Annotated in this window: 21 protein-coding genes and 5 tRNA genes; 6 read left to right on the forward strand and 20 right to left on the reverse strand. The window is 70.1% G+C overall.

Annotation, left to right across the window (positions count from 1 at the left end; genetic code table 11):
• Positions 1-110 precede the first annotated feature (110 nt).
• Positions 111-1754 (reverse strand): DAK2 domain-containing protein, encoded by a 1644-nt coding sequence (locus ACZ6S6_RS27640; protein WP_469707304.1) that lies wholly within the window; start codon positions 1752-1754, stop codon positions 111-113.
• A 258-nt stretch (positions 1755-2012) separates the two neighbouring features.
• On the opposite strand from ACZ6S6_RS27640, the gene rpmB reads away from it, so the two are divergent.
• Entirely contained in the window at positions 2013-2198 is a 186-nt protein-coding gene (gene rpmB / locus ACZ6S6_RS27645; RefSeq protein WP_003965989.1) for a 50S ribosomal protein L28, read from the forward strand.
• Positions 2199-2282: 84 nt separating this feature from the next.
• On the opposite strand, the gene thiD is transcribed toward rpmB, so the two are convergent.
• Together thiD and ACZ6S6_RS27655 are read right to left on the reverse strand one after the other, a co-directional pair.
• Complete coding sequence (gene thiD, locus ACZ6S6_RS27650) at positions 2283-3092, reverse strand: bifunctional hydroxymethylpyrimidine kinase/phosphomethylpyrimidine kinase (RefSeq protein ID WP_469707248.1); 810 nt, start codon at positions 3090-3092, stop codon at positions 2283-2285.
• A 10-nt stretch (positions 3093-3102) separates the two neighbouring features.
• Positions 3103-4074, reverse strand: coding sequence for a thiamine-phosphate kinase (locus tag ACZ6S6_RS27655; RefSeq protein ID WP_362963566.1), 972 nt, complete (start codon positions 4072-4074; stop codon positions 3103-3105).
• A 320-nt stretch (positions 4075-4394) separates the two neighbouring features.
• Here ACZ6S6_RS27655 and ACZ6S6_RS27660 point away from each other — a divergent pair, with 320 nt between their 5' ends.
• Both ACZ6S6_RS27660 and ACZ6S6_RS27665 read left to right on the forward strand, forming a co-directional pair.
• The gene (locus tag ACZ6S6_RS27660) at positions 4395-4628 is read left to right on the forward strand and encodes an Lrp/AsnC family transcriptional regulator (protein ID WP_362963568.1); all 234 of its coding nucleotides are present in this window, start codon (positions 4395-4397) and stop codon (positions 4626-4628) included.
• A 20-nt stretch (positions 4629-4648) separates the two neighbouring features.
• Complete coding sequence (locus ACZ6S6_RS27665) at positions 4649-5134, forward strand: DUF3515 domain-containing protein (RefSeq protein WP_362963570.1); 486 nt, start codon at positions 4649-4651, stop codon at positions 5132-5134.
• 39 nt (positions 5135-5173) lie between these two features.
• Here the strand turns inward: ACZ6S6_RS27665 and ACZ6S6_RS27670 are convergent, their stop codons facing one another.
• From ACZ6S6_RS27670 to ACZ6S6_RS27680, 3 genes are all read right to left on the reverse strand, one after another.
• Positions 5174-6331, reverse strand: a complete 1158-nt coding sequence (locus tag ACZ6S6_RS27670; RefSeq protein ID WP_362963572.1) for a D-alanine--D-alanine ligase family protein — start codon at positions 6329-6331, stop codon at positions 5174-5176.
• 86 nt (positions 6332-6417) lie between these two features.
• On the reverse strand, positions 6418-7428 hold the full coding sequence (locus ACZ6S6_RS27675; RefSeq protein ID WP_362963574.1) for an NAD(P)H-dependent glycerol-3-phosphate dehydrogenase: 1011 nt from the start codon (positions 7426-7428) through the stop codon (positions 6418-6420).
• Positions 7425-8177 carry a lysophospholipid acyltransferase family protein gene (locus ACZ6S6_RS27680; protein WP_362963576.1) on the reverse strand — a complete coding sequence of 251 codons (753 nt, stop codon included), beginning with the start codon at positions 8175-8177 and terminating at the stop codon, positions 7425-7427. The genes ACZ6S6_RS27675 and ACZ6S6_RS27680 overlap by 4 nt, the downstream gene beginning before the upstream one ends.
• Positions 8178-8336: 159 nt before the next feature.
• Here ACZ6S6_RS27680 and cofC point away from each other — a divergent pair, with 159 nt between their 5' ends.
• Together cofC and ACZ6S6_RS27690 are read left to right on the forward strand one after the other, a co-directional pair.
• Positions 8337-9020 carry a 2-phospho-L-lactate guanylyltransferase gene (gene cofC / locus ACZ6S6_RS27685; RefSeq protein ID WP_469707251.1) on the forward strand — a complete coding sequence of 228 codons (684 nt, stop codon included), beginning with the start codon at positions 8337-8339 and terminating at the stop codon, positions 9018-9020.
• 10 nt (positions 9021-9030) lie between these two features.
• Entirely contained in the window at positions 9031-9234 is a 204-nt protein-coding gene (locus ACZ6S6_RS27690; protein ID WP_362963580.1) for a hypothetical protein, read from the forward strand.
• A gap of 117 nt (positions 9235-9351) precedes the next feature.
• Here the strand turns inward: ACZ6S6_RS27690 and ACZ6S6_RS27695 are convergent, their stop codons facing one another.
• From ACZ6S6_RS27695 to leuC, 4 genes are all read right to left on the reverse strand, one after another.
• On the reverse strand, positions 9352-10026 hold the full coding sequence (locus ACZ6S6_RS27695) for an HU family DNA-binding protein (protein ID WP_362963582.1): 675 nt from the start codon (positions 10024-10026) through the stop codon (positions 9352-9354).
• Positions 10027-10169: 143 nt separating this feature from the next.
• Complete coding sequence (locus ACZ6S6_RS27700) at positions 10170-10397, reverse strand: SCO5555 family protein (RefSeq protein ID WP_123461880.1); 228 nt, start codon at positions 10395-10397, stop codon at positions 10170-10172.
• A gap of 104 nt (positions 10398-10501) precedes the next feature.
• Positions 10502-11095 carry a 3-isopropylmalate dehydratase small subunit gene (gene leuD / locus ACZ6S6_RS27705; protein ID WP_362963585.1) on the reverse strand — a complete coding sequence of 198 codons (594 nt, stop codon included), beginning with the start codon at positions 11093-11095 and terminating at the stop codon, positions 10502-10504.
• Between the two features lie 5 nt (positions 11096-11100).
• Entirely contained in the window at positions 11101-12564 is a 1464-nt protein-coding gene (leuC, locus tag ACZ6S6_RS27710; RefSeq protein ID WP_362963587.1) for a 3-isopropylmalate dehydratase large subunit, read from the reverse strand.
• Positions 12565-12738: 174 nt separating this feature from the next.
• Between leuC and ndgR the strand changes: the two genes are divergently transcribed.
• Positions 12739-13455: an IclR family transcriptional regulator NdgR gene (gene ndgR / locus ACZ6S6_RS27715; protein ID WP_024490257.1), complete on the forward strand. Its 717-nt coding sequence runs from the start codon at positions 12739-12741 to the stop codon at positions 13453-13455.
• Between the two features lie 205 nt (positions 13456-13660).
• On the opposite strand, the gene ACZ6S6_RS27720 is transcribed toward ndgR, so the two are convergent.
• The 10 genes from ACZ6S6_RS27720 to ACZ6S6_RS27765 all read right to left on the reverse strand — a co-directional run bounded on the left by ACZ6S6_RS27720 (position 13661) and on the right by ACZ6S6_RS27765 (position 19423).
• Positions 13661-13733, reverse strand: a tRNA-Glu gene (locus ACZ6S6_RS27720).
• A gap of 34 nt (positions 13734-13767) precedes the next feature.
• Positions 13768-13839: transfer RNA gene (locus tag ACZ6S6_RS27725), tRNA-Gln, on the reverse strand.
• Positions 13840-13851: 12 nt separating this feature from the next.
• Positions 13852-13924 (reverse strand) — tRNA-Glu (locus ACZ6S6_RS27730).
• 60 nt (positions 13925-13984) lie between these two features.
• Positions 13985-14057, reverse strand: a tRNA-Glu gene (locus ACZ6S6_RS27735).
• Between the two features lie 33 nt (positions 14058-14090).
• A tRNA-Gln gene (locus ACZ6S6_RS27740) sits at positions 14091-14162 on the reverse strand.
• Positions 14163-14247: 85 nt separating this feature from the next.
• Positions 14248-14967 (reverse strand): HAD family hydrolase, encoded by a 720-nt coding sequence (locus ACZ6S6_RS27745; protein WP_362963589.1) that lies wholly within the window; start codon positions 14965-14967, stop codon positions 14248-14250.
• Positions 14968-15084: 117 nt separating this feature from the next.
• Positions 15085-16452: a magnesium transporter gene (mgtE, locus tag ACZ6S6_RS27750; RefSeq protein WP_362963591.1), complete on the reverse strand. Its 1368-nt coding sequence runs from the start codon at positions 16450-16452 to the stop codon at positions 15085-15087.
• 416 nt (positions 16453-16868) lie between these two features.
• Complete coding sequence (gene gltX / locus ACZ6S6_RS27755) at positions 16869-18380, reverse strand: glutamate--tRNA ligase (RefSeq protein ID WP_362963593.1); 1512 nt, start codon at positions 18378-18380, stop codon at positions 16869-16871.
• Positions 18373-19149 (reverse strand): fumarylacetoacetate hydrolase family protein, encoded by a 777-nt coding sequence (locus ACZ6S6_RS27760; RefSeq protein WP_362963595.1) that lies wholly within the window; start codon positions 19147-19149, stop codon positions 18373-18375. The genes gltX and ACZ6S6_RS27760 overlap by 8 nt, the downstream gene beginning before the upstream one ends.
• 82 nt (positions 19150-19231) lie before the next feature.
• Positions 19232-19423 carry a hypothetical protein gene (locus ACZ6S6_RS27765; protein ID WP_362963597.1) on the reverse strand — a complete coding sequence of 64 codons (192 nt, stop codon included), beginning with the start codon at positions 19421-19423 and terminating at the stop codon, positions 19232-19234.
• Between the last annotated feature and the right edge of the window lie 584 nt (positions 19424-20007).

A 20007-nucleotide genomic window follows, 5' to 3' on the forward strand; every position in this document is an offset into this window, starting at 1 on the left:
GTCGCGCGGCCGGGCGCCGGACGGCTTGACGGTGCCGCCCCCGTCCCGGTCGCGCGGCCGGGCGCCGGACGGCCTGATGGTGCCGCCCCCGTTCCGGTCGCGCGGCCGGGCTACTCCACGCCGATCAGCAGCGGGGCGCACTGGTGGCCGCCGCGGTAGACCACCGTGTCCACCGCCAGGTAGCCCTCCCGGACGTGTTCCTCCAGCGTGTCCGCCAGCGCGTCCGGGACGTCCTCGCCCAGGACCAGCGTGACCAGTTCGCCGCCGGCCGCCAGCATCCGGTCCAGCACGCTGCGGGCCGTCTCCGGGACGTTCTCACCGATGACGGCCACGTCTCCGTCGATCAGGCCCAGGATGTCACCGGCCTGGCAGATGCCCGCCATGGTCCAGGACTGCCGTTCGGCGACGGCCAGTTCGGCGTACCGGGTGGCGCCGGCCGCCGCGGTCATCGCGACCACGTCCTCGTCGAAGCTGCGGTCCGGTTCGTGGACGGCCAGGGCCGCGATGCCCTGGACCGCGGCCCTGGTCGGGATGAGGGCGACCCGGATGCCCTCGGCGCGGGCCTGCTCGGCGGCGGCCGCGGCCGTGTGGCGCAGGTCCCCGTCGTTGGGCAGGAGCACCACCTCGCGGGCGTGGGCGCGGCGGATCGCGTCGACCAGTTCGCCGCTGGCGGGCGGTTCTCCGGGGCGGGCGAGCACCGTCGTCGCCCCGGCCTCCGCGCACAGGCCGCCGAGCCCGTCGCCCGGGACGACCACGACGACCGCGCGCTGGGCGGGTTCGGGGCGGGTGTGCACCCGGTCCGCGGCGAAGTGGGTGATCCGGATGCGGTAGGGCCGCCCGGCCTCGACCCCGGCCTCCACCGCCGCACCCGCGTCGTCGACGTGCACATGGACGTTCCAGAGCCCGTCGCCCCCCACCACCACGAGGGAGTCGCCCAGGGCGTCGAGCCGGGTCCGCAGCCGCTGAACGGCCCCGTCCCCGGCCTCCAGCAGGTAGATGACCTCGAAAGCCGGTCCGCCCGGCGGATCGTCCGCCGCGGGGCACTCCCCGGCGGCGGCGAACGGGGCGGGAGCGGCCGGCGCCTCGTACGGCCGCTCCGGCGCCCGTCCGGAGACCGCCTCGACGAGCGCCCCGAGGACCGCCACCAGCCCCCGCCCGCCGGCGTCCACGACGCCTGCCCTGCCGAGTACGGCGAGTTGTCCGGGCGTCGCCTCCAGGGCGGTGCGCGCCCCCTCGTACGCCGCCTGCGCCACCACGCCCGCACCGGCACCGCCCGGCGCGCGCCCCGCGGCTTCGGCCGCCGCGGTGGCCACCGTCAGGACCGTGCCCTCGACGGGGTGGGCGACGGCCTCGCGCGCCGAGACCGCGGCCCGGGTCAGTGCGAGGCGAAGCCGGTCCGGACCGGACCGCTCACCGGACTCATCGGCCAGCACCCCGGCCATGCCGCGCAGCAACTGCGCCAGGATCGTGCCGGAGTTGCCGCGGGCGCCGATCAGCGCCCCGTGCGCCATGGCCCGTACCGCGTCGGCGGTGGAGGGTACCGAGGTGCCGGTCTCGTGGGCGGCGAACACCGCCTCGACGGCCGCCGCCGCGGATTCCGCGGTCAGATAGAGGTTGGTGCCGGTGTCCCCGTCGGCGACGGGGTACACGTTGATCGCATCGATCGCCTCGCGCTCCCGGCCGAGTGCGTCCAGCGCCAGTGAGCACCAGGTACGCACCGCGACGGCGTCCAGGTCGTCGGCGGTCTGCGGCACCTGATGGTCCTCCTCGGAACGGGGCCTGGGGGCGGCGGGCTGCACCGCAGGGTAGCCCCGGCCGGCGGGCCGGACGGGGTCAGGGGCGGGGCGGGCAGCTGTGGAAGCCATGGTAGTTTCGTATCTCCGACGCAGGCGTTGTATGCTGCTTCGGTTGCCCGACGAGAGTCGGGACATTCCCCCGGTACCGCCACTTCAGTCAATGAATCCGGCGTGCCGGAATTCACTGTAAGTGCATCTGAAGTTTTGGAGTGACCCGTGGCTGCCAACTGCGACGTTTGCGGCAAGGGGCCGAGCTTCGGCAACAGCATTTCGCACTCGCACCGCCGTACGTCCCGTCGCTGGAATCCCAACATCCAGCGCGTGCGTGCCGTGGTCGGGCGGACGCCGAAGCGGCTCAACGTCTGCACCTCGTGCATCAAGGCCGGCAAGGTCGCGCGCTGACGTTCCCGTCGTAGCGCAGCCTTACCGGTTGCCCAAAAAGCCGGTCCACCTCGGTGGACCGGCTTTTTGCTGTACTCAGGCCCCTCAGCGGGCGTTCCGCAGCTGCCACCCGTGGTCGACCGGGCCGATCCCGGCGCCCAGCGCGAAGCCCGCCGCGATGGCCCCGGTGACATAGGACTTCGCGGCCCGTACCGCCGTGGGCACGTCCTGGCCCCGGGCCAGTCCGCAGGCGATCGCGGAGGCGAGGGTGCAGCCCGTGCCGTGCGTGTGGCGGTTGTCGTGGCGGGGGGCGCGCAGCCAGTGCTCATCGGAGCCGTCCGTGAGCAGGTCGACGGGGTCGCCGGGCAGATGTCCGCCCTTGATGACCACCCAGCGGGGCCCGTGGCCGAGCAGCTCCGCCGCGGCCCGCCGCATCCCGGCCTCGTCGGTGACCTTCATGCCCGTGAGCTGCGCCACTTCGTCGAGATTCGGGGTCACCACGGTCGCGACGGGCAGCAGCTTCGTGCGTACCGAGTCGAGCGCCTCGGCGGCGAGCAGCGGATCGCCGTGCTTGGAGACGCCCACCGGGTCCACGACGGCCGGGGCATCCGTCCCGGCGATGAGTGCGGCGACGGTCTCGACTAGGGCGGCGGAGGAGAGCATGCCGGTCTTGACGGCGCTCACGCCGATGTCGTCCACCACGCTGCGGTACTGGGCGCGTACGGCCTCCGCAGGCAGTTCCCAGGCGCCCTGCACACCCAGGGAGTTCTGGGCGGTGACGGCGGTCAGCACGCTCATGCCGTGCACGCCGAGCGCCAGCATCGTCTTCAGGTCTGCCTGGATGCCGGCACCGCCGCCGGAGTCGGATCCGGCGACGGTGAGCACACGGGGAGGTACGGCGGAGGCTATGGGCATACGCCGCAATCTACTGGGCGTCCTCGATGTCCCCGAAGTGGTCCCAGCCGCTCTTGCTGGTCCAGGGCGCCCCGTCGACCGTCACCTGGGGCAGCGCCGAGGGGTTGAGGACCTCACCGATCACCTTCCAGCGGGCCGGCAGCTTCACGTCCGGCGGGAACGTCGCGACGATCGCGTGGTCCTCTCCCCCGGTCAGCACCCACTGGAGGGGGTCCACGCCGACGGCCTGCCCGATGTCGGACATCTGGGACGGGATGTCGATGCGCCCGGAGCGCAGGTCGATCCGGACCTTGCTCGCCTCGGCGATGTGCCCGAGGTCGGCGACGAGTCCGTCGCTGACGTCGGTCATCGCGGTGGCGCCGAGCCCGGCGGCCGCGGGACCGGCGTGGTACGGCGGTTCGGGCCGCCGGTGGGCCTCGACGAAGGCGCGCGGCGAGCGGAAGCCCCGGGAGAGCACGGCGTATCCGGCGGCGGACCAGCCGAGCCACCCCGTGACGGCGACGACGTCGCCGGGCTGGGCGCCCGACCTGGTGACGGGTTCGTGGTTGCGCAGATCACCGAGCGCGGTGATCGCGACGGTGATGGTGTCGCCGCGCACCACATCGCCGCCGACCACGGCCGCTCCGGCGACCTGGCACTCGTCGCGGATGCCGTCCATCAGCTCCCCGGCCCAGGTCACCGGGAGTTCGGCGGGGACGACAAGACCGAGGAGCAGCGCGGTGGGCACGGCTCCCATGGCGGCGATGTCGGCGAGGTTCTGTGCGGCGGCCTTGCGGCCGACGTCGTACGCCGTCGACCAGTCACGCCGGAAGTGCCGCCCCTCCAGCAGGATGTCGGTACTGGCCACGACCCTGCGGTCGGGGGCGGTCACGACCGCGGCGTCGTCGCCGGGGCCGAGCCGTACCGCCGGAGTGGTGGTGAGCCGGGACGTCAGCTCTCTGATGAGCCCGAACTCCCCCAACTCGCCCACGGTTCCCTTCACCGAGTCTCACCCCTCATCTGTCGCGCCGGACGGGCGTCCGGCCTGTTTCAGCGGCCTGCCGGTGCCCGGACCGTGAACCGGCCCCCGGGGGCGGTCCGTCCTGGTGGTCACGGGCATGCGCGTCCCCCGTCCGCACCGCTGAGCTTGCGGTCGCGGGCCGTCACTGCTGTCGGTACTGTCAAGAGATACGTCAACTTGTGTGTTCTGTACGCCACGCTGTGGGTGTCATCCGGCCCGCAGGTCTCCCCGCGGCCCGCGGCAACGCGATACCGTGGCGTCCCTTTCCCCCACATGATCCTCGTGGCCGCCCTGGAGGTTCCGTGGTACAGGCGTACATCCTTATTCAGACCGAGGTGGGCAAGGCGTCGACAGTCGCCGTGACCATCGCGAAAATCCCGGGAGTGATCCAGGCAGAGGACGTCACCGGCCCCTACGACGTGATCGTGCGCGCCCAGGCCGACACGGTCGATGAACTCGGACGCATCGTGGTTGCCAAGGTCCAGCAAGTGGACGGCATCACCAGAACCCTGACCTGCCCGGTCGTGCACCTGTAACCCCCGTCTAGGCTGGGCCGGTGACGTCTTCCCGCCGCCGGCTCTCCCGCCCCGTGTTCCTCGGTCCGTCCGCTGCCCTGGTGCTCATGGCCGCGGCGGGCTGCTCATCCAGCGACGCCTCGGCATCGGTCACGGTTCCCACCCCGTCGTCGGAAGCCGCAGCCTACTGCCGTGCGTTGCACAAGGAGCTGCCGAGTACCGTCGCCGGTCAGGAGCGCAGTGATCCCGGCTCCGGCTCGGACCTGACCGCCGGGTGGGGGGACGGGGAGATCGTACTGCGCTGCGGTGTCCCGCGCCCCGCGGCGATGGGCGACGCCCAGGCGAAGGCGGTCGAGGCGAACGGCGTCAACTGGATGCTGGAACAGCAGGAGGACGGCGGGCCGCGTTTCACGACCACCTTGCGCAAGGCGTACGTCGAGGTGACGTTGTCGGCGGCGTACGCGCATGACGCGAGCCCGCTGGCGGCCTTCGCCCCGGCGGTCAGGAAGACGGTTCCCAGCCTGTAGGGCGTGTGCTCCGGTGCGGAGCACACGCCCTGCGTCAAGTCAGCGCAGTCCGGTCGGCCGGTTCAGGGCCGCCTGGATGAGCCGGTCCACCAGCTGCGGGTAGTCGACGCCGCTCTCCTGCCACATGCGCGGGTACATGGAGATCGGGGTGAACCCCGGCAGGGTGTTGATCTCGTTGATGACGAAGCCGCCGTCCTCGGTGAGGAAGAAGTCGGCACGCACCAGGCCCTCGCAGGACACCGACTCGTAGGCCTCGACGGCGAGCCGCTGGACCTCGGCGGTCTGGTCCTCGGTGAGCGGGGCCGGCACGATGCCGGACGCCGCGTCGATGTACTTGGCCTCGAAGTCGTAGAAGTCGTGCGAGGTGACCGGCGGGATCTCGGCCGGCACGCTGGCGCGCGGCCCGTCCTCGAACTCCAGCACCCCGCACTCGATCTCGCGGCCCCGCAGCAGCGACTCGACGAGGAACTTGGGGTCGTGGCGGCGGGCCTCCTCGATCGCCCCGTCGAGGCCGGAGAGGTCGTCGACCTTGGTGATGCCGATCGACGAGCCGGCCCGTGCGGGCTTCACGAAGAGCGGCCAGCCGTGGTCGCCGGCGAACTCCACGATGCGCTTGCGCACGGCCTGGGGGTCCTGGTCCCACTCGCGGGGGCGTACGACGACGTACGGCCCGACGGGCAGCCCGAAGGAGGTGAAGACGCGCTTCATGTACTCCTTGTCCTGGCCGACCGCCGAGGCGAGGACTCCGGCGCCGACGTACGGCACTCCGGAGAGCTCCAGGAGGCCCTGGAGCGTGCCGTCCTCACCGTAGGGACCGTGCAGAACGGGGAAGACGACGTCGACCTCGCCGAGCGCCTTGGGGACCGCGCCGGGTTCGCTGTAGACCACTTCACGGCTGCCGGGATCGACGGAGAGCACCACGCCGCCCTCGTCCGACTCGGCCAGCTGGGCCACGTCCGGCATCTTCCGGTCCGTGATGGCCATGCGTTCGGGTTCGTCGGCGGTGAGCGCCCAGCGGCCGTCCGTCGTGATGCCGATCGGCAGGACGTCGTACTTCGTCCGGTCGATGGCGTTCAGGACGGCACCGGCCGTGACCACCGAAATACCGTGTTCGGAGCTGCGGCCGCCGAACACGACGGCCACACGCGGCTTGCGGAGCTGCTGCTCCGTGCTCTGGGGGAGGTTCTCGCTGCTCATATCGCGATGAGCGTACCTGCTGGTACGGGTCGCGTCAGCGCCGCCGGTGCCGTCCGGCGGGTGAACCCGTTCGCAGCGGGCGGCTCTCAGTGCCGCTCGGCCTTGGCGCTGCGCGACATCAGCTCCTTGAGCGCGACCATCGGGGGCTTGCCCTCGTGGACGATGCCGACGACCGTTTCGGTGAGGGGCATCTCCACCCCGTGCCGGCGTGCCAGATCGAGCACCGATTCGCAGGACTTGACGCCCTCCGCGGTCTGCCTGGTGACGGCGATGGTCTCCTGGAGGGTCATGCCGCGGCCGAGGTTGGTACCGAAGGTGTGGTTGCGCGAGAGCGGCGACGAGCAGGTCGCCACCAGGTCCCCGAGCCCGGCGAGTCCGGAGAAGGTCAGCGGATCGGCGCCCATGGCGTGGCCGAGCCGGGTGGTCTCGGCGAGGCCGCGGGTGATGAGCGAGCCCTTGGCGTTGTCACCGAGCCCCATGCCGTCGGCGATGCCGACGGCCAGCCCGATGACGTTCTTGACGGCGCCGCCGAGCTCGCAGCCGACCACGTCTGTGTTGGTGTACGGGCGGAAGTACGGGGTGTGGCAGGCGGCCTGGAGGCGGCGCGCCACCGACTCGTCCCGGCAGGCGACGACGGCCGCGGCGGGCCGGCGTTCGGCGATCTCCTTGGCGAGGTTGGGCCCGGTGATGACGGCGATGCGGTCGTCGGAGACACCGGTGACGTCCGCGATGACCTCGCTCATCCGCTTCGCGGTGCCCAGCTCGACGCCCTTCATCATGGAGACCAGCACCGTCTTCGACTCCAGGTGCGGGGCCCAGTCGGCGAGGTTGGCGCGCAGCGTCTGGGAGGGCACGACGAGCACGGCGAAGTCGGCGCCGCGCAGCGCCTCGGCGGCGTCCGTGGTGGCCCGGACCGAGGCAGGGAGTTCGATGCCCGGCAGGTAGTCGGGGTTGGTACGGGTCGTGTTGACGGCCTCGGCGACCTCGGCACGGCGGCCCCAGAGGGTGACCTCGCAGCCGGCGTCGGCCAGGACCATGCCGAAGGCCGTACCCCATGAGCCGGTTCCGAAGACGGCTGCTTTTACGGGGTGCGTCACTTGAGTCCCTCTCCTTCGGACTTGCGCCGCTGTTCCGCGCGGGCCTTGCGGTGGTCGTAGAGCTCGGTGGGGGCCTGCTGTCCGCGTACGACCGCCAGCTGCTCGGTGATCGCGAGCATGATGACCTCGGTCGCCTCGCGCAGGACTTCGGGCGTCGGCTCCTTGTCGTAGAACCGGGAGAGGTCGACGGGCGGACCGGCCTGGACCTTGAGGGTCTTACGGGGGAAGAGCCGCAGCTTCTTGTCCGTGGCGTAGGGCGGCATCGCCAGGTTGGCGCCCCACTGGGCGACGGGGATGACCGGGGCCCTGGTCATCAACGCGACGCGGGCGGCGCCGGTCTTGCCTCCCATGGGCCACATCTCGGGGTCGCGGGTGAGGGTGCCCTCCGGGTAGAAGGCGACGCACTCACCGCGCTCGATGGCGGCGACGGCGGCCCTGAAGGCGTCCAGCGCGTTGGTGGTCTCGCGGTACACGGGAATCTGGCCGGTGCCACGCAGCATCATTCCGACAAAGGGGGTCTTGAAGAGCCCCGCCTTGGCGAGGAGCCGCGGCACCCGGCCGGTGTTGTACTGGAAGTGCCCGTACGAAAGAGGGTCCAGATACGAGTTGTGATTGACCGCAGTTATAAATCCGCCGTCGGCCGGAATGTGTTCCATCCCCCGCCAGTCGCGCTTGAACAGAACCACCAGCGGCGGTTTTGCAATGACCGCTGCCAAGCGGTACCAGAAGCCGATTCTACGGCGGGACACCCGGACACCTTTCTCTATGGACCTGACTGTGGAGCTTTGCTGCCTGACTACCGACGGTCAAGTCTCGCCCCTGGCCCCTGCTCTGTCGAGAACACCGTACGCCCCACCTTCGGAACCGATCCTCCGGGTTGTCGCACCGGCAGGCGAGAATGGGCGGCCATGCGCATCGAGGGGGAGACCGCCACGAACACCGACCCGACCGGCCACTGGTCCCTGGTCGTCCCGTTGAAACCCCTGGCGCGGGCCAAGAGCAGGCTGGTGCCCTCGTCCGGCGCCCTGTTGCGGCCCCGGCTGGCCCTGGCGTTCGCCCAGGACACCGTGTACGCCGCGCTTGCCTGCCGGGCCGTCGCCGATGTGGTGGTAGTCACGGACGACGCGACGGCCGGCGCCGCGCTGGCGGCCCTCGGCGCCCGCATCGTGGCCGACTCCCCCGCCGCCGGGCTCAACGCGGCCCTCGCGCACGGTGAGCGTGCGGTGCGGGCGGCCCGGCCCGGAGCGGCCGTCGCCGCGCTCAACGCGGATCTGCCCGCACTGCGCCACACGGAATTGGCGCGGGTGCTCGATTCATCGGCCTCTTTTTCCCGGGCATTCGTGACCGATGCGGCGGGAATCGGAACAACATTTCTGGCCGCTGGGCCGGGAGTGGAATTGTGCCCGGCTTTCGGCGGCCCGTCCCGGGCCCGGCATCTCGCGTCGGGCGCCGCGGAAATCACGCTCCGCGGCATCGATTCGGTCCGCCAGGACGTGGACACCGGCGACGATCTGCGGGCGGCGCTCGCCCTGGGCGTGGGCCCCTACACGGCGGGGCGCTGGGCCGCGGGGGCCCCCACGATGGACCGATAGGCTGCCGTTCATGCAGGCGACCTCGTACACGTACGACCCCGAGACCCGCACTGGCAGCGTGCTGCTCGACGACGGCACCCCGGTGGATTTCGACGCCCCGGCCTTCGACGCCGGCGGTCTGCGGCTGCTGCGGCCGGGCCAACGGGTGCGGATCGAGGGCAGCGGCGAGGGCGCCGGACTGCGGATCACCCTGGTGACGCTCCAGACCTTCTGAGCCCTGTGGCGGCGCCGGCCCGCTGAGCCCTGTGACCCTGCCCCGAACAGCCCGCGGGCCGGGCTCCCCGAGGGGAGCCCGGCCCGGCGCGTGTGAGGAGCCCTGTGCTGCTCGGTCTCACTTCTTCCGTGCGGTGGCCTTCTTGGCCGTGGTCTTGCGCGCCGTGGTCTTCTTCGCGGGCGCCTTCTTCGCCGTGGTCTTCTTGGCGGGCGCGGTCTTGCTGGCGACGGCCTTCTTCGCGGTCGTCGTCTTCTTCGCCGCTGCGGGGGCCGCCTTCTTCGCGACCGCCGTGGTCTTCTTCGCCGCCGCGGACGTCTTCTTCGCGGTGGTCTTCTTGGCGGTGGCCGTGGTCTTCTTCGCCGCTGCCACGGTCTTCTTGGCGGTGGCCTTCTTCGCCACGGCCTTCTTCGCGGTCGCCTTCTTGGCGGCCGCCTTGGCCGTCGTACGGGTGGAAGAACCGCCCGAGAGGCTGCCCTTGGGAGCCTTCTTCACGGCCACATCGTTCTTGGGGAGCTTCTTCGAGCCGCTCACCAGGTCCTTGAAGCCCTGTCCCGCACGGAAACGGGGCACGGACGTCTTCTTGACCCGTACGCGCTCACCCGTCTGCGGGTTGCGGGCGTAGCGGGCGGGGCGGTCGACCTTCTCGAACGAGCCGAAGCCGGTGACCGAAACGCGGTCACCTGCGACAACCGCACGAACGATCGCGTCGAGTACCGCATCGACGGCGTCCGCGGCCTGCTGACGGCCGCCGACCTTGTCGGCAATCGCTTCTACGAGCTGCGCCTTGTTCACGTCTTCCCCTTCGGAGACATAGCCAGAACGAAAGTGTTCAAGCTTTTTCGCACGTTAGGCAGATATATACCGCAAATCAAACACGAAACGGGCTAATCACCCTAGTGCCGCAACGAAGTCGACCGCTGCGCAGTTCCGCAGAGTCAGTCACCTTCGGGGAATCGGCCCTCATCGAGGTCCTTCATCAACCGGTCCAGACGCCTTGCTGCATCTGGGAGATCGTGCTTCGCCGCGGCCGTGACGACCAGCAGCTTCCGGGACAGCGCCATCCGTACGCCCTCCGGGACTTGCAGTGCACGCACTCGTGAGTGCGCTTCCTTCAATTGGTCGGCGACTTGGCCGTAAAGCTTGAGTTGGCTGTCGCGTTCCATGCACCGATTGTGCCATCTGGGGCGAGTTGTCGCCCGACGGGGTCTCAACAAGCGACTGCGCCCCCTACCAGAAGGCAGGGGGCGCAGTACGGGAAAGGTGCTGCTCAGGCGTTAATTGTACGTGGCTTGTGGGCCGGCCTGGTCGCCTCGTAGGCCGCGATGTCCGGTTCGTTCTGCAGGGTGAGGCTGATGTCGTCCAGCCCGTTCAGCAGCCGCCAGCGGGCGTTCTCGTCGAGCTCGAAGTCGGCGGTGATGCCCTCGGCGCGGACCTGCCGGGCCTCCAGGTCGACCGTGATCTCGGCCTTCGGGTCGGCCTCCGTCAGCTCCCACAGGGCCTCGACGACCTGCTGGTCCAGGACCACGGTCAACAGCCCGTTCTTCAGCGAGTTGCCGCGGAAGATATCGGCGAACCGGGAGGAGATGACCGTCTTGAAACCGAAGTTCTGCAGGGCCCAGACGGCGTGCTCGCGGGAGGAGCCGGTGCCGAAGTCGGAGCCGGCCACCAGGACCGAGGCGCCCTTGCGCTCCGGGCGGTTGAGGACGAAGTTCCCGTCCTTGCGCCAGGCCTCGAAGAGCCCGTCCTCGAAGCCGTCCCGGGTGACCTTCTTCAGCCAGTGGGCGGGAATGATCTGGTCGGTGTCGACGTTGCTGCGGCGCAGCGGGACGGCCCGGCCGGTGTGTGCGGTGAAAGCTTCCATGGTTCTCAGACTCCGGCGGGCGTGCGGTCGTCGGACAGGTCGGCCGGCGAGGCCAGATGGCCCAGCACGGCGGTGGCGGCGGCGACCTGCGGGGAGACCAGGTGCGTACGGCCGCCCTTGCCCTGCCGGCCCTCGAAGTTACGGTTCGAGGTGGAGGCGGAGCGCTCGCCGGGGGCCAGCTGGTCGGGGTTCATACCGAGACACATCGAGCAACCCGCGTGCCGCCATTCGGCGCCGGCGGCCTTGAAGACCTTGTCCAGGCCCTCCTCGACGGCCTGCAGCGCGACCCGCACGGAGCCGGGGACGACCAGCATCCGCACCCCGTCGGCGACTTTGCGGCCGTCCATGACCGCGGCCGCGTTACGCAGGTCCTCGATCCGGCCGTTGGTGCAGGAACCTACGAAGACGGTGTCCACGTTGATCTCGCGCAGCGACTGCCCGGCGGTCAACCCCATGTACTCCAGGGCCTTTTCGGCGGCGTTGCGCTCCGAGGCGTCCTCGTACGAAGCGGGGTCGGGGACGTTGGCCGACAGCGGCGCGCCCTGGCCGGGGTTGGTGCCCCAGGTGACGAACGGCGCCAGTTCGGCTGCCTCGATGACCACCTCGGCGTCGAAGACCGCGTCGTCGTCGGTGCGCAGCGTCTTCCAGTACGCCACGGCGGCGTCCCAGTCCTCACCCTGCGGGGCGTGGTCGCGGCCCTGAAGGTAGTCGAAGGTGGTCAGGTCGGGGGCGATCATGCCCGCCCGCGCTCCGGCCTCGATCGACATGTTGCAGATGGTCATCCGGGCTTCCATCGAGAGCTTCTCGATGGCGGAGCCGCGGTATTCGAGGATGTAGCCCTGACCGCCGCCGGTGCCGATCCGCGCGATGATCGCGAGGATCAGGTCCTTGGCGGTGACGCTGTCGGGCAGTTCGCCCTCGATGGTGATCGCCATCGTCTTCGGGCGGGCCAGCGGCAGCGTCTGGGTGGCCAGCACGTGCTCGACCTGGCTGGTGCCGATGCCGAACGCCAGCGCGCCGAAGGCGCCGTGCGTGGAGGTGTGGGAGTCGCCGCAGACGACGGTGGTGCCGGGCTGGGTCAGCCCCAGCTGCGGGCCGACCACGTGCACGACGCCCTGCTCGACGTCGCCCAGCGGGTGCAGCCGGACGCCGAAGTCCGCGCAGTTCTTGCGCAGGGTCTCCAGCTGCGCGCGGGAGACCGGGTCGGCGATCGGCTTGTCGATGTCGAGGGTCGGGGTGTTGTGGTCCTCGGTGGCGATGGTGAGGTCGAGGCGCCGCACCGGGCGTCCGGCCTGCCGCAGACCGTCGAAGGCCTGCGGGCTGGTCACCTCGTGCAGCAGGTGCAGATCGATGAAGAGGAGGTCGGGCTCGCCTTCGGCGCGCCAGTGGGGACTCCCCTGGTCGAGCGGAGCCGAGACCTTGGGGATGACGTGGTCGTCCCAAACCTTCTCCGCGAGTGTCCTACCCATCGCTTTCCCTCCGGCCGGCGTCGTCGCCGGCCCAACTAGAGATTCAGTGCGCCCCCGTCCGGACCCCCGTGCGGGGCGGTGGCTACGGGCCGTTGTGGGGCCGCCCGTACAGGTTCGCAACTTCCCTGGAAAATTGAACTTGCGTTTCACAGAGTGAGACGCGAGTATCGTCGTATGGACAACTCTAGCGGCGTCGGCGTTCTCGACAAGGCAGCTCTGGTATTGAGCGCCCTGGAGTCCGGTCCGGCCACCCTCGCCGGGCTGGTCGCGGCGACCGGGCTCGCACGACCCACGGCCCACCGGCTGGCCGTGGCACTGGAACACCACCGCATGGTGGCGAGGGACATGCAGGGCCGCTTCATCCTCGGCCCCCGGCTGTCGGAACTCGCGGCGGCGGCGGGCGAGGACCGGCTGCTCGCCACGGCGGGACCGGTGCTCACCCACCTTCGCGACATCACCGGCGAGAGCGCTCAGCTCTACCGCCGGCAGGGCGACATGCGGATCTGCGTGGCGGCGGCGGAGCGGCTGTCCGGTCTGCGGGACACCGTGCCGGTCGGCTCCACGCTCACCATGAAGGCGGGATCGTCCGCCCAGATCCTGATGGCCTGGGAGGAGCCGGAGCGCCTGCACCGCGGCCTCCAGGGCGCCCGCTTCACCGCGACGGCACTCTCGGGCGTACGGCGCCGGGGCTGGGCCCAGTCGATCGGCGAGCGGGAACCGGGCGTCGCCTCGGTCTCCGCACCGGTGCGCGGCCCCTCGAACCGGGTGGTCGCGGCGGTCTCGGTCTCCGGGCCGATCGAGCGGCTGACCCGTCACCCGGGCCGGATGCACGCCCAGGCCATCATCGACTCGGCCGCCCGGCTGAGCGAGGCCCTGCGCCGCACCGGCTGATCCCGCCCCCTTCTCCGCGTATCGCGAGAGGCCGCCCCAGCGTTGTGGCGGCCCCCTCAACACCCGTGAGCCACACCGGAGTCGACCGGACCCCAACCGGTCGGAGCGGAACCACCGCAACAGGCCGCCCCGGCCCCAACAGGCCTGCGGACACAAGCAGAAGGCCCCTCACCGAAGTGAAGGGCCGCTGTCTGGTGCTCTGTTGTACCCCCGACCGGATTCGAACCGGCGCTACTGCCGTGAGAGGGCAGCGTGCTAGGCCGCTACACAACGGGGGCTTGATTACTGCGACTTGCTACTTACTGTCTTGCGCTGGGCTACCAGGACTCGAACCTAGAATGACGGTACCAGAAACCGTAGTGTTGCCAATTACACCATAGCCCATGGTGTTACAAGTACCCCCGACCGGATTCGAACCGGCGCTACTGCCGTGAGAGGGCAGCGTGCTAGGCCGCTACACAACGGGGGCCCTAGCGATCCTGCATCGAGAGCGTGGGTGCGACCCAGATGTTCTCGCGGGAAGGATCTGTACCCCCGACCGGATTCGAACCGGCGCTACTGCCGTGAGAGGGCAGCGTGCTAGGCCGCTACACAACGGGGGCTTGCACTTACTACGTGCTACTTACTGTCTTGCGCTGGGCTACCAGGACTCGAACCTAGAATGACGGTACCAGAAACCGTAGTGTTGCCAATTACACCATAGCCCAATGAAACGCAACCCTTGAGGGTTGTATTTCTCACTGCGTCTCCCGCTCGGATTTTTTGTCCCGCTCGGGTGACGCAGGAAGAACATTACCTGAAGGTGTCCGGCGCTCCAAAACGGGTATCGCCCGCCAGCAGGCCGGGAAGCTGGTCCAGGGCCGTGATCCTGACGAGTTCGGGGCGGCCGCCACGGTCGCCGCGGTCCAGCCAGATCCCGGTCAGCCCGGCGGCCACCGCACCGCCCGCGTCGATATCGGGCTCGTTGCCGACGTACGCCACCTCGTGCGGGTCGAGGGCCAGGGCCTCGCAGGCGGCGTGGAAAGCCGCCGCGTGGGGCTTGGCGACCCCGATCTCGACGGCGCACACCACCGCCTCGAAGCGGTCCCGCACGCCGAGCGTCCGTAGCTTGCGGTCCTGGTGGTGGATGGTGGAGTTCGACAGGATCGCGTGCCGGAAGCTCCCGGCCAGCCGGTCCAGGGCCGGAACGGCGTCCGGGAAGAGCGCCCACGCGGCCTCGTAGTGCGCGACGTGCCGGCCGAACCACTCGTCGGCCTCGGCGTCGCTCAGCACCCGTCCCAGAAAGGCGCGTACGCGCTCGCGCCGCTGCCCCTGGAAGTCGAGCTCCCCGGCGGCGAAGCGTGCCCACTGCACGTCCGTGACGGCTTTCCATACGCCGAGGGCGTGTTCGACGGAGTCGTACCCCTCCGGCAGGCCCTCGCGCTCCAGATGCTCGCGCATGCCGGCCCGGTCGGCTCCCGAGTAGTCGAAAATCGTGTCGTCGATGTCCCAGAGAACCGCTCGAATCGGCATGCCCACCAGCGTATGTGCCCGGGTGGCGAGCAGGTCGTCGATCCGCTCAAGCGAGAACAGGCCGTCCGTACCGGCGTCGGCGTGCCGTCGCGGTGTCCGACTCCGTCGTGGGCGTGGTCAGACGCCCAGGACGGCTTTCGCCGTCAGGAAGTAGATGACCAGGCCGGTGGCGTCGACGAGAGTGGTGACCATGGGGGCGGAGACGACCGCCGGGTCGATCCGCAGCCGCTTGGCCAGCAGCGGCATGGCGCCGCCGATCGTTGCCGCCCACCCGCAGATGATGACCAGGGTGATGCCGACGACCAGGGCGATCTTCGCGCTGACGAACACGGTGCCCACCACCAGGCCGAGCAGGGCGAGCAGCGAGCCCAGGACCAGGCCCACCCGGCACTCACGCCAGATCACCTTCATCAGGTCCGAGCTGCGGACCTCGCCGACCGCGAGAGCGCGTACGCAGGCGGTGGCGGCCTGGGCGCCGGCGTTGCCACCCGCGCCGATGAGCATGGGGATGAACAGGGCGAGGGCGGCGACCTGCTCCAGGGTGGCCTCGAACGCCTGGGTCACGCCGACCGTGAGAGTCGCCGCGACCAGCAACAGACTCAGCCACAGCGCCCGGTAGCGGGCGAGCTGCCACACGGAGGCGGCCATGTAGTGACCGGCCCACGGGGCGGCACCGGCCTGCCGGGCGACGTCCTCGGTGTCGGCGGCCTCGATGACCTCCACGGCGTCGTCGATGGTGAACAGTCCGACGAGCCGGTCCTCGCTGTCGACGACGGGCAGGTTCAGGTCGTTGGTCTCCCGCATCAGACGGGCCGCGGACTCGGCGGAGTCCGTGGCGTACGCGGAGGCCGGTTCGGTCACGACCAGTCTGGAGATCATCGTGTCCGGCGCGTCGAGCACCAGCTCGCGCAGTTCCACGATGCCGGTCAGCCGCCGCCCGGAGTCCACCACGGGCAACGTGTACACCGTCTCCACGTCCGCGCCCTTCGCGCGTACGGTCCGCAGCGCCTGCTCGACGGTCAGGTCCTGCGGCAGCGCGATCACCTGGGGAGTCATGTAGCGGCCGACGGAGCCCTCCGGGTAGCCGAGCAGGGCCGAGGTCATCCTGCGTTCGTTGGGGCTCAGCCCGCCCAGCACCCGCTTGACGACCTTCGCGGGGGCCTCTCCCAGCATCCTGGCCCGGTCGTCCGGTTCCATGCCCTCGATGAGATCCAGGAAGGAACGGTCCCGCAGCCCTTCCAGGATCGGCTGCTGGTCGACCGGCTCCAGCTCCTCGAAGACCTCCAGCGCCCGGTCCTTGGACAGCAGGCGGAACGCCAGCCCGGCGTCGACCGCGTCCATACGCGCCAGCTCGTCGGCGATCACATGCGGCGGATTCCTCTCCAGCCACTCCTGGGCGGCGCCCAGCCGCTGGTCCTTCACGAGGTCCCGCAACGGCTCGGCCGACTCCGCGCTCGGCTCTTGGGGCAGGTTCGAGTGCGGCATGGCAGGTCCTTAGGCACAGCGGTGGATCAGAACATCGACACGAACCGCACCAGCACCAACCGATATCCCGCTCGGGATGGCTGCACTACGCGGCGTACGGACTTGGAGGCTCGCTGCTCATCGCAGCACCACCCCCCGCTTCTCGTAACCATTGCCGGTACACCGCGCCACCCTGACAGACGCGATCGCACAGTATCGCGCGCGACCCGTCGGGCATGACACCACCCTCCGTGCGCCGGGAGCCGGTTCGTGCGCCACGCGTCGGACACGGTGGTCCTGGCGGTGCCCTGCGGGCCGATGAAGACGATCTCCGGATCCCCCGGACCGGACGCCTCGGCTGCGAAAGGACCACTCGGCGAACGGCGGAGGCCGGGGCTCCCGCGTGGGAGCCCCGGCCTCGCGCGTACGTACGGTCGCTACGCGGCGAGCTTCGCCAGTGCCGCGTCCACCCGGGCCAGGGTCTTCTCGCGGCCCAGGATCTCCAGGGACTCGAAGAGCGGCAGGCCGATCGTGCGGCCGGTGACGGCGACGCGGACCGGGGCCTGGGCCTTGCCGAGCTTCAGGCCGTGCTCCTCACCGGCGGCGAGGATCGCGGCCTTCAGGGCGTCCGCGTTCCACTCGGCGTCGGCCAGCTTGGCGCGGGCCGTCACGAGCAGGGCATCGGAGCCCTCCTTCATCGCCTTGGCCCAGGACGCCTCGTCGGTCGCGGGCTCGTCGAGGAAGAGGAAGTCGACGTTGGCCGTGATCTCCGAGAGGACCGTGACGCGGGTCTGGGCGTGCGGGGCGATCGCCGCGAACAGGTCCGCGTCGAAGGCCTCCGGGGCCCAGGGGGCGAACGGGGCGCGCAGCCAGGGGCCGCAGGCCTCGGTGAAGGTCTTCACATCGAGCCGGCGCACGTGCTCGGCGTTGACGTGCTCGCACTTCTTGAGGTCGAAGCGGGCCGGGTTGGCGTTGACGTCCTCGATGTCGAACGCGGCGACCATCTCGTCGATGTCGAAGATGTCGCGGTCCTCGGCGATCGACCAGCCGAGCAGCGAGAGGTAGTTGAGCAGCCCCTCGGGCAGGAAGCCGCGCTCGCGGTAGAGGTTGAGCGAGGCCTGCGGGTCGCGCTTGGAGAGCTTCTTGTTGCCCTCGCCCATGACGTACGGCAGGTGGCCGAACTCGGGGGTCTGCTTGGCGACGCCCAGCTCGATGAGCGCCCGGTACAGCGCGATCTGGCGCGGGGTGGAGGAGAGCAGGTCCTCGCCGCGCAGGACGTGGGTGATCTCCATCAGCGCGTCGTCGACCGGGTTGACCAGTGTGTAGAGCGGGGCGCCGTTGGCACGGACGATGCCGTAGTCCGGCACGTTCTCCGGCTGGACGGTGATGTCGCCGCGGACCAGGTCGGTGAAGGTGATCGCCTCGTCGGGCATCCGGAAGCGGACGATCGAGGTACGGCCCTCGGCCTCGTACGCCGCCTTCTGCCCGTCGCTCAGCTCGCGGCAGTGGCCGTCGTAGCCGGACGGCTTGCCGGCGGCGCGGGCGGCGTCGCGGCGGGCGTCGAGCTCCTCGGTCGTGCAGTAGCAGTGGTACGCGTGGCCGGCGGCAAGGAGCTTGCCGGCGACGTCCTTGTAGATGTCCATGCGCTGCGACTGCCGGTACGGGGCGTGCGGGCCGCCGACCTCGGGGCCCTCGTCCCAGTCGAGACCGAGCCAGCGCATCGAGTCGAGGAGCTGGTCGTACGACTCCTCGGAGTCGCGCGCCGCGTCGGTGTCCTCGATGCGGAAGACCAGGGTGCCCTGGTGGTGCCGGGCGAAGGCCCAGTTGAAGAGTGCCGTCCTGACCAGGCCCACATGGGGGTTGCCCGTCGGGGAGGGACAGAAACGTACGCGATGGGGCCTCCCCTGTTCGAGCGGAGCCGAGAGCTTGGGGAAAGGTCCGTTAACCACGCTTGATCACCTTGTTGGTGAGAGTGCCGATGCCTTCGATGGTGACGGCGACCTCGTCGCCGACGTGCAGGGGTCCGACCCCCGCGGGGGTGCCGGTGAGGATCACGTCGCCCGGGAGCAGTGTCATCGCTTCCGTGATGTGGACGATCAGGTCCTCGATGGAGCGGATCATCTCGCTCGTCCGGCCCAGCTGGCGTTGCTCGCCGTTGACCGTGGCCTGGATGGTGAGGTCGCCGGGGTCGAGGTCGGTCTCCACCCAGGGGCCGAGCGGGCAGGAGGTGTCGAAGCCCTTGGCCCTGGCCCACTGCTTCTCGCGCTTCTGGGCGTCACGCGCGGTGACGTCATTGGCGCAGGTGTAGCCGAAGATGACGTCCTTGACCCGCTCGCGCGGCACTTCGCGGCACATCCGGCCGATGACCACGGCCAGCTCGGCCTCGTGGTGCAGGTCGTCGGAGAACGAGGGGTACTCGATGGCGTCGCCGGAGCCGATCACCGAGGTGGTGGGCTTGAAGAAGGCGACGGGGACGTCGGGGACCTCGTTGCCGAGTTCCGCGGCGTGCTCCGCGTAGTTGCGGCCGAAGGCCACGACCTTGTTGGGGAGCACGGGCGGCAGCAGCCGGACCTTGTTCAGCGGGACCTTGGTCCCGGAGAGCTCGAACTCGGCGTACGGGATGCCCTTGATGATGTCGAGGACGAGACCATCGGGCCCGTCGCCCTCGACGGCGCCGAAGGCGACATTGCCGTCGATGGAGAACCTGGCGATGCGCACGGGAAGCTGTGGCCCCTCACTTGCTGGCTGACTGAAGACTGACACTCCAGGCTAGCGCGGGTGAGGGGGGACGCCGTGCGTATTACTCCGCGGCGGCCGAGGCGGCCTCGGGGGCGACCATGAGGATCGTGCGACGGGGGTTGGCCGTCTGCGTCGGCAGGTCGAGCGCGTGCTCCGGCCTCTCCGGCGTCTGCAGCGCTTCGGCGTCCTCGAGGTGCGCCAGCGTCGTGCGCCGGGGGTTGGCAATGTTGCGGAACATCATCGTCGTCTTCATCTGCCGTTCGGACCCTGTCGGTAGGGGCGCCGCCCGCAGGGGCGCCGGTTGTCGGTTCTGCCATCCCTGTAAAGCGTCAGGCTAAACATCTGATTCCCGCCGGGAGCCCCCAGAAGACGACGATCATCATGTGAGTTTGCTCACCAGGGCCCCGACAATTCCCCCAATACGGGCGGCCGGTTCGACCGGAAGAAACGGACATTGCACCACTGAATCAACCATTCCGCTCCTGATCATGTCGTCTGGGACACCCGTCAATCCGACCTGATTCACCCGCAATGGTCCGTTATGACAGTGAACCGGCTCCACGGCTTGTTACGCCCCCATCACAACGTGTCACGCAGGTCACAGCCCGGTACCTGGCCCTTGTTGGAGATCCTGCACTGTGCTGGAATTCCACGCACCGCCGCAGGTTTCAGGCCAGCGCGCAGGGGGCGCAACGCAGCGCCGAGCCGAGTGGCGGCGGGAAGGGGAAGAACGCCGGTCACTCAAGACCACCATGGGGCGGTACAACGCCCCACGACGCCGACACCGTTCCATCCGTCCATGACGGGGGGAACGCCTGGTCCAGAGGTTGCGACGCT

It is taken from the genome of Streptomyces sp. NPDC048671, assembly GCF_055587045.1.

Coding starts and splice junctions, on each gene's coding strand:
- thiD (WP_469707248.1), bottom strand. CDS start 3,092: ATGCCCATAGCCTCCGCCGTACCTCCCCGTGTGCTCACCGTCGCCGGA.
- ACZ6S6_RS27670 (WP_362963572.1), bottom strand. CDS start 6,331: ATGAGCAGCGAGAACCTCCCCCAGAGCACGGAGCAGCAGCTCCGCAAG.
- cofC (WP_469707251.1), top strand. CDS start 8,337: ATGCGCATCGAGGGGGAGACCGCCACGAACACCGACCCGACCGGCCAC.
- ACZ6S6_RS27690 (WP_362963580.1), top strand. CDS start 9,031: ATGCAGGCGACCTCGTACACGTACGACCCCGAGACCCGCACTGGCAGC.
- ACZ6S6_RS27700 (WP_123461880.1), bottom strand. CDS start 10,397: ATGGAACGCGACAGCCAACTCAAGCTTTACGGCCAAGTCGCCGACCAA.
- leuD (WP_362963585.1), bottom strand. CDS start 11,095: ATGGAAGCTTTCACCGCACACACCGGCCGGGCCGTCCCGCTGCGCCGC.
- leuC (WP_362963587.1), bottom strand. CDS start 12,564: ATGGGTAGGACACTCGCGGAGAAGGTTTGGGACGACCACGTCATCCCC.
- ndgR (WP_024490257.1), top strand. CDS start 12,739: ATGGACAACTCTAGCGGCGTCGGCGTTCTCGACAAGGCAGCTCTGGTA.
- ACZ6S6_RS27745 (WP_362963589.1), bottom strand. CDS start 14,967: ATGCCGATTCGAGCGGTTCTCTGGGACATCGACGACACGATTTTCGAC.
- mgtE (WP_362963591.1), bottom strand. CDS start 16,452: ATGCCGCACTCGAACCTGCCCCAAGAGCCGAGCGCGGAGTCGGCCGAG.
- ACZ6S6_RS27765 (WP_362963597.1), bottom strand. CDS start 19,423: ATGAAGACGACGATGATGTTCCGCAACATTGCCAACCCCCGGCGCACG.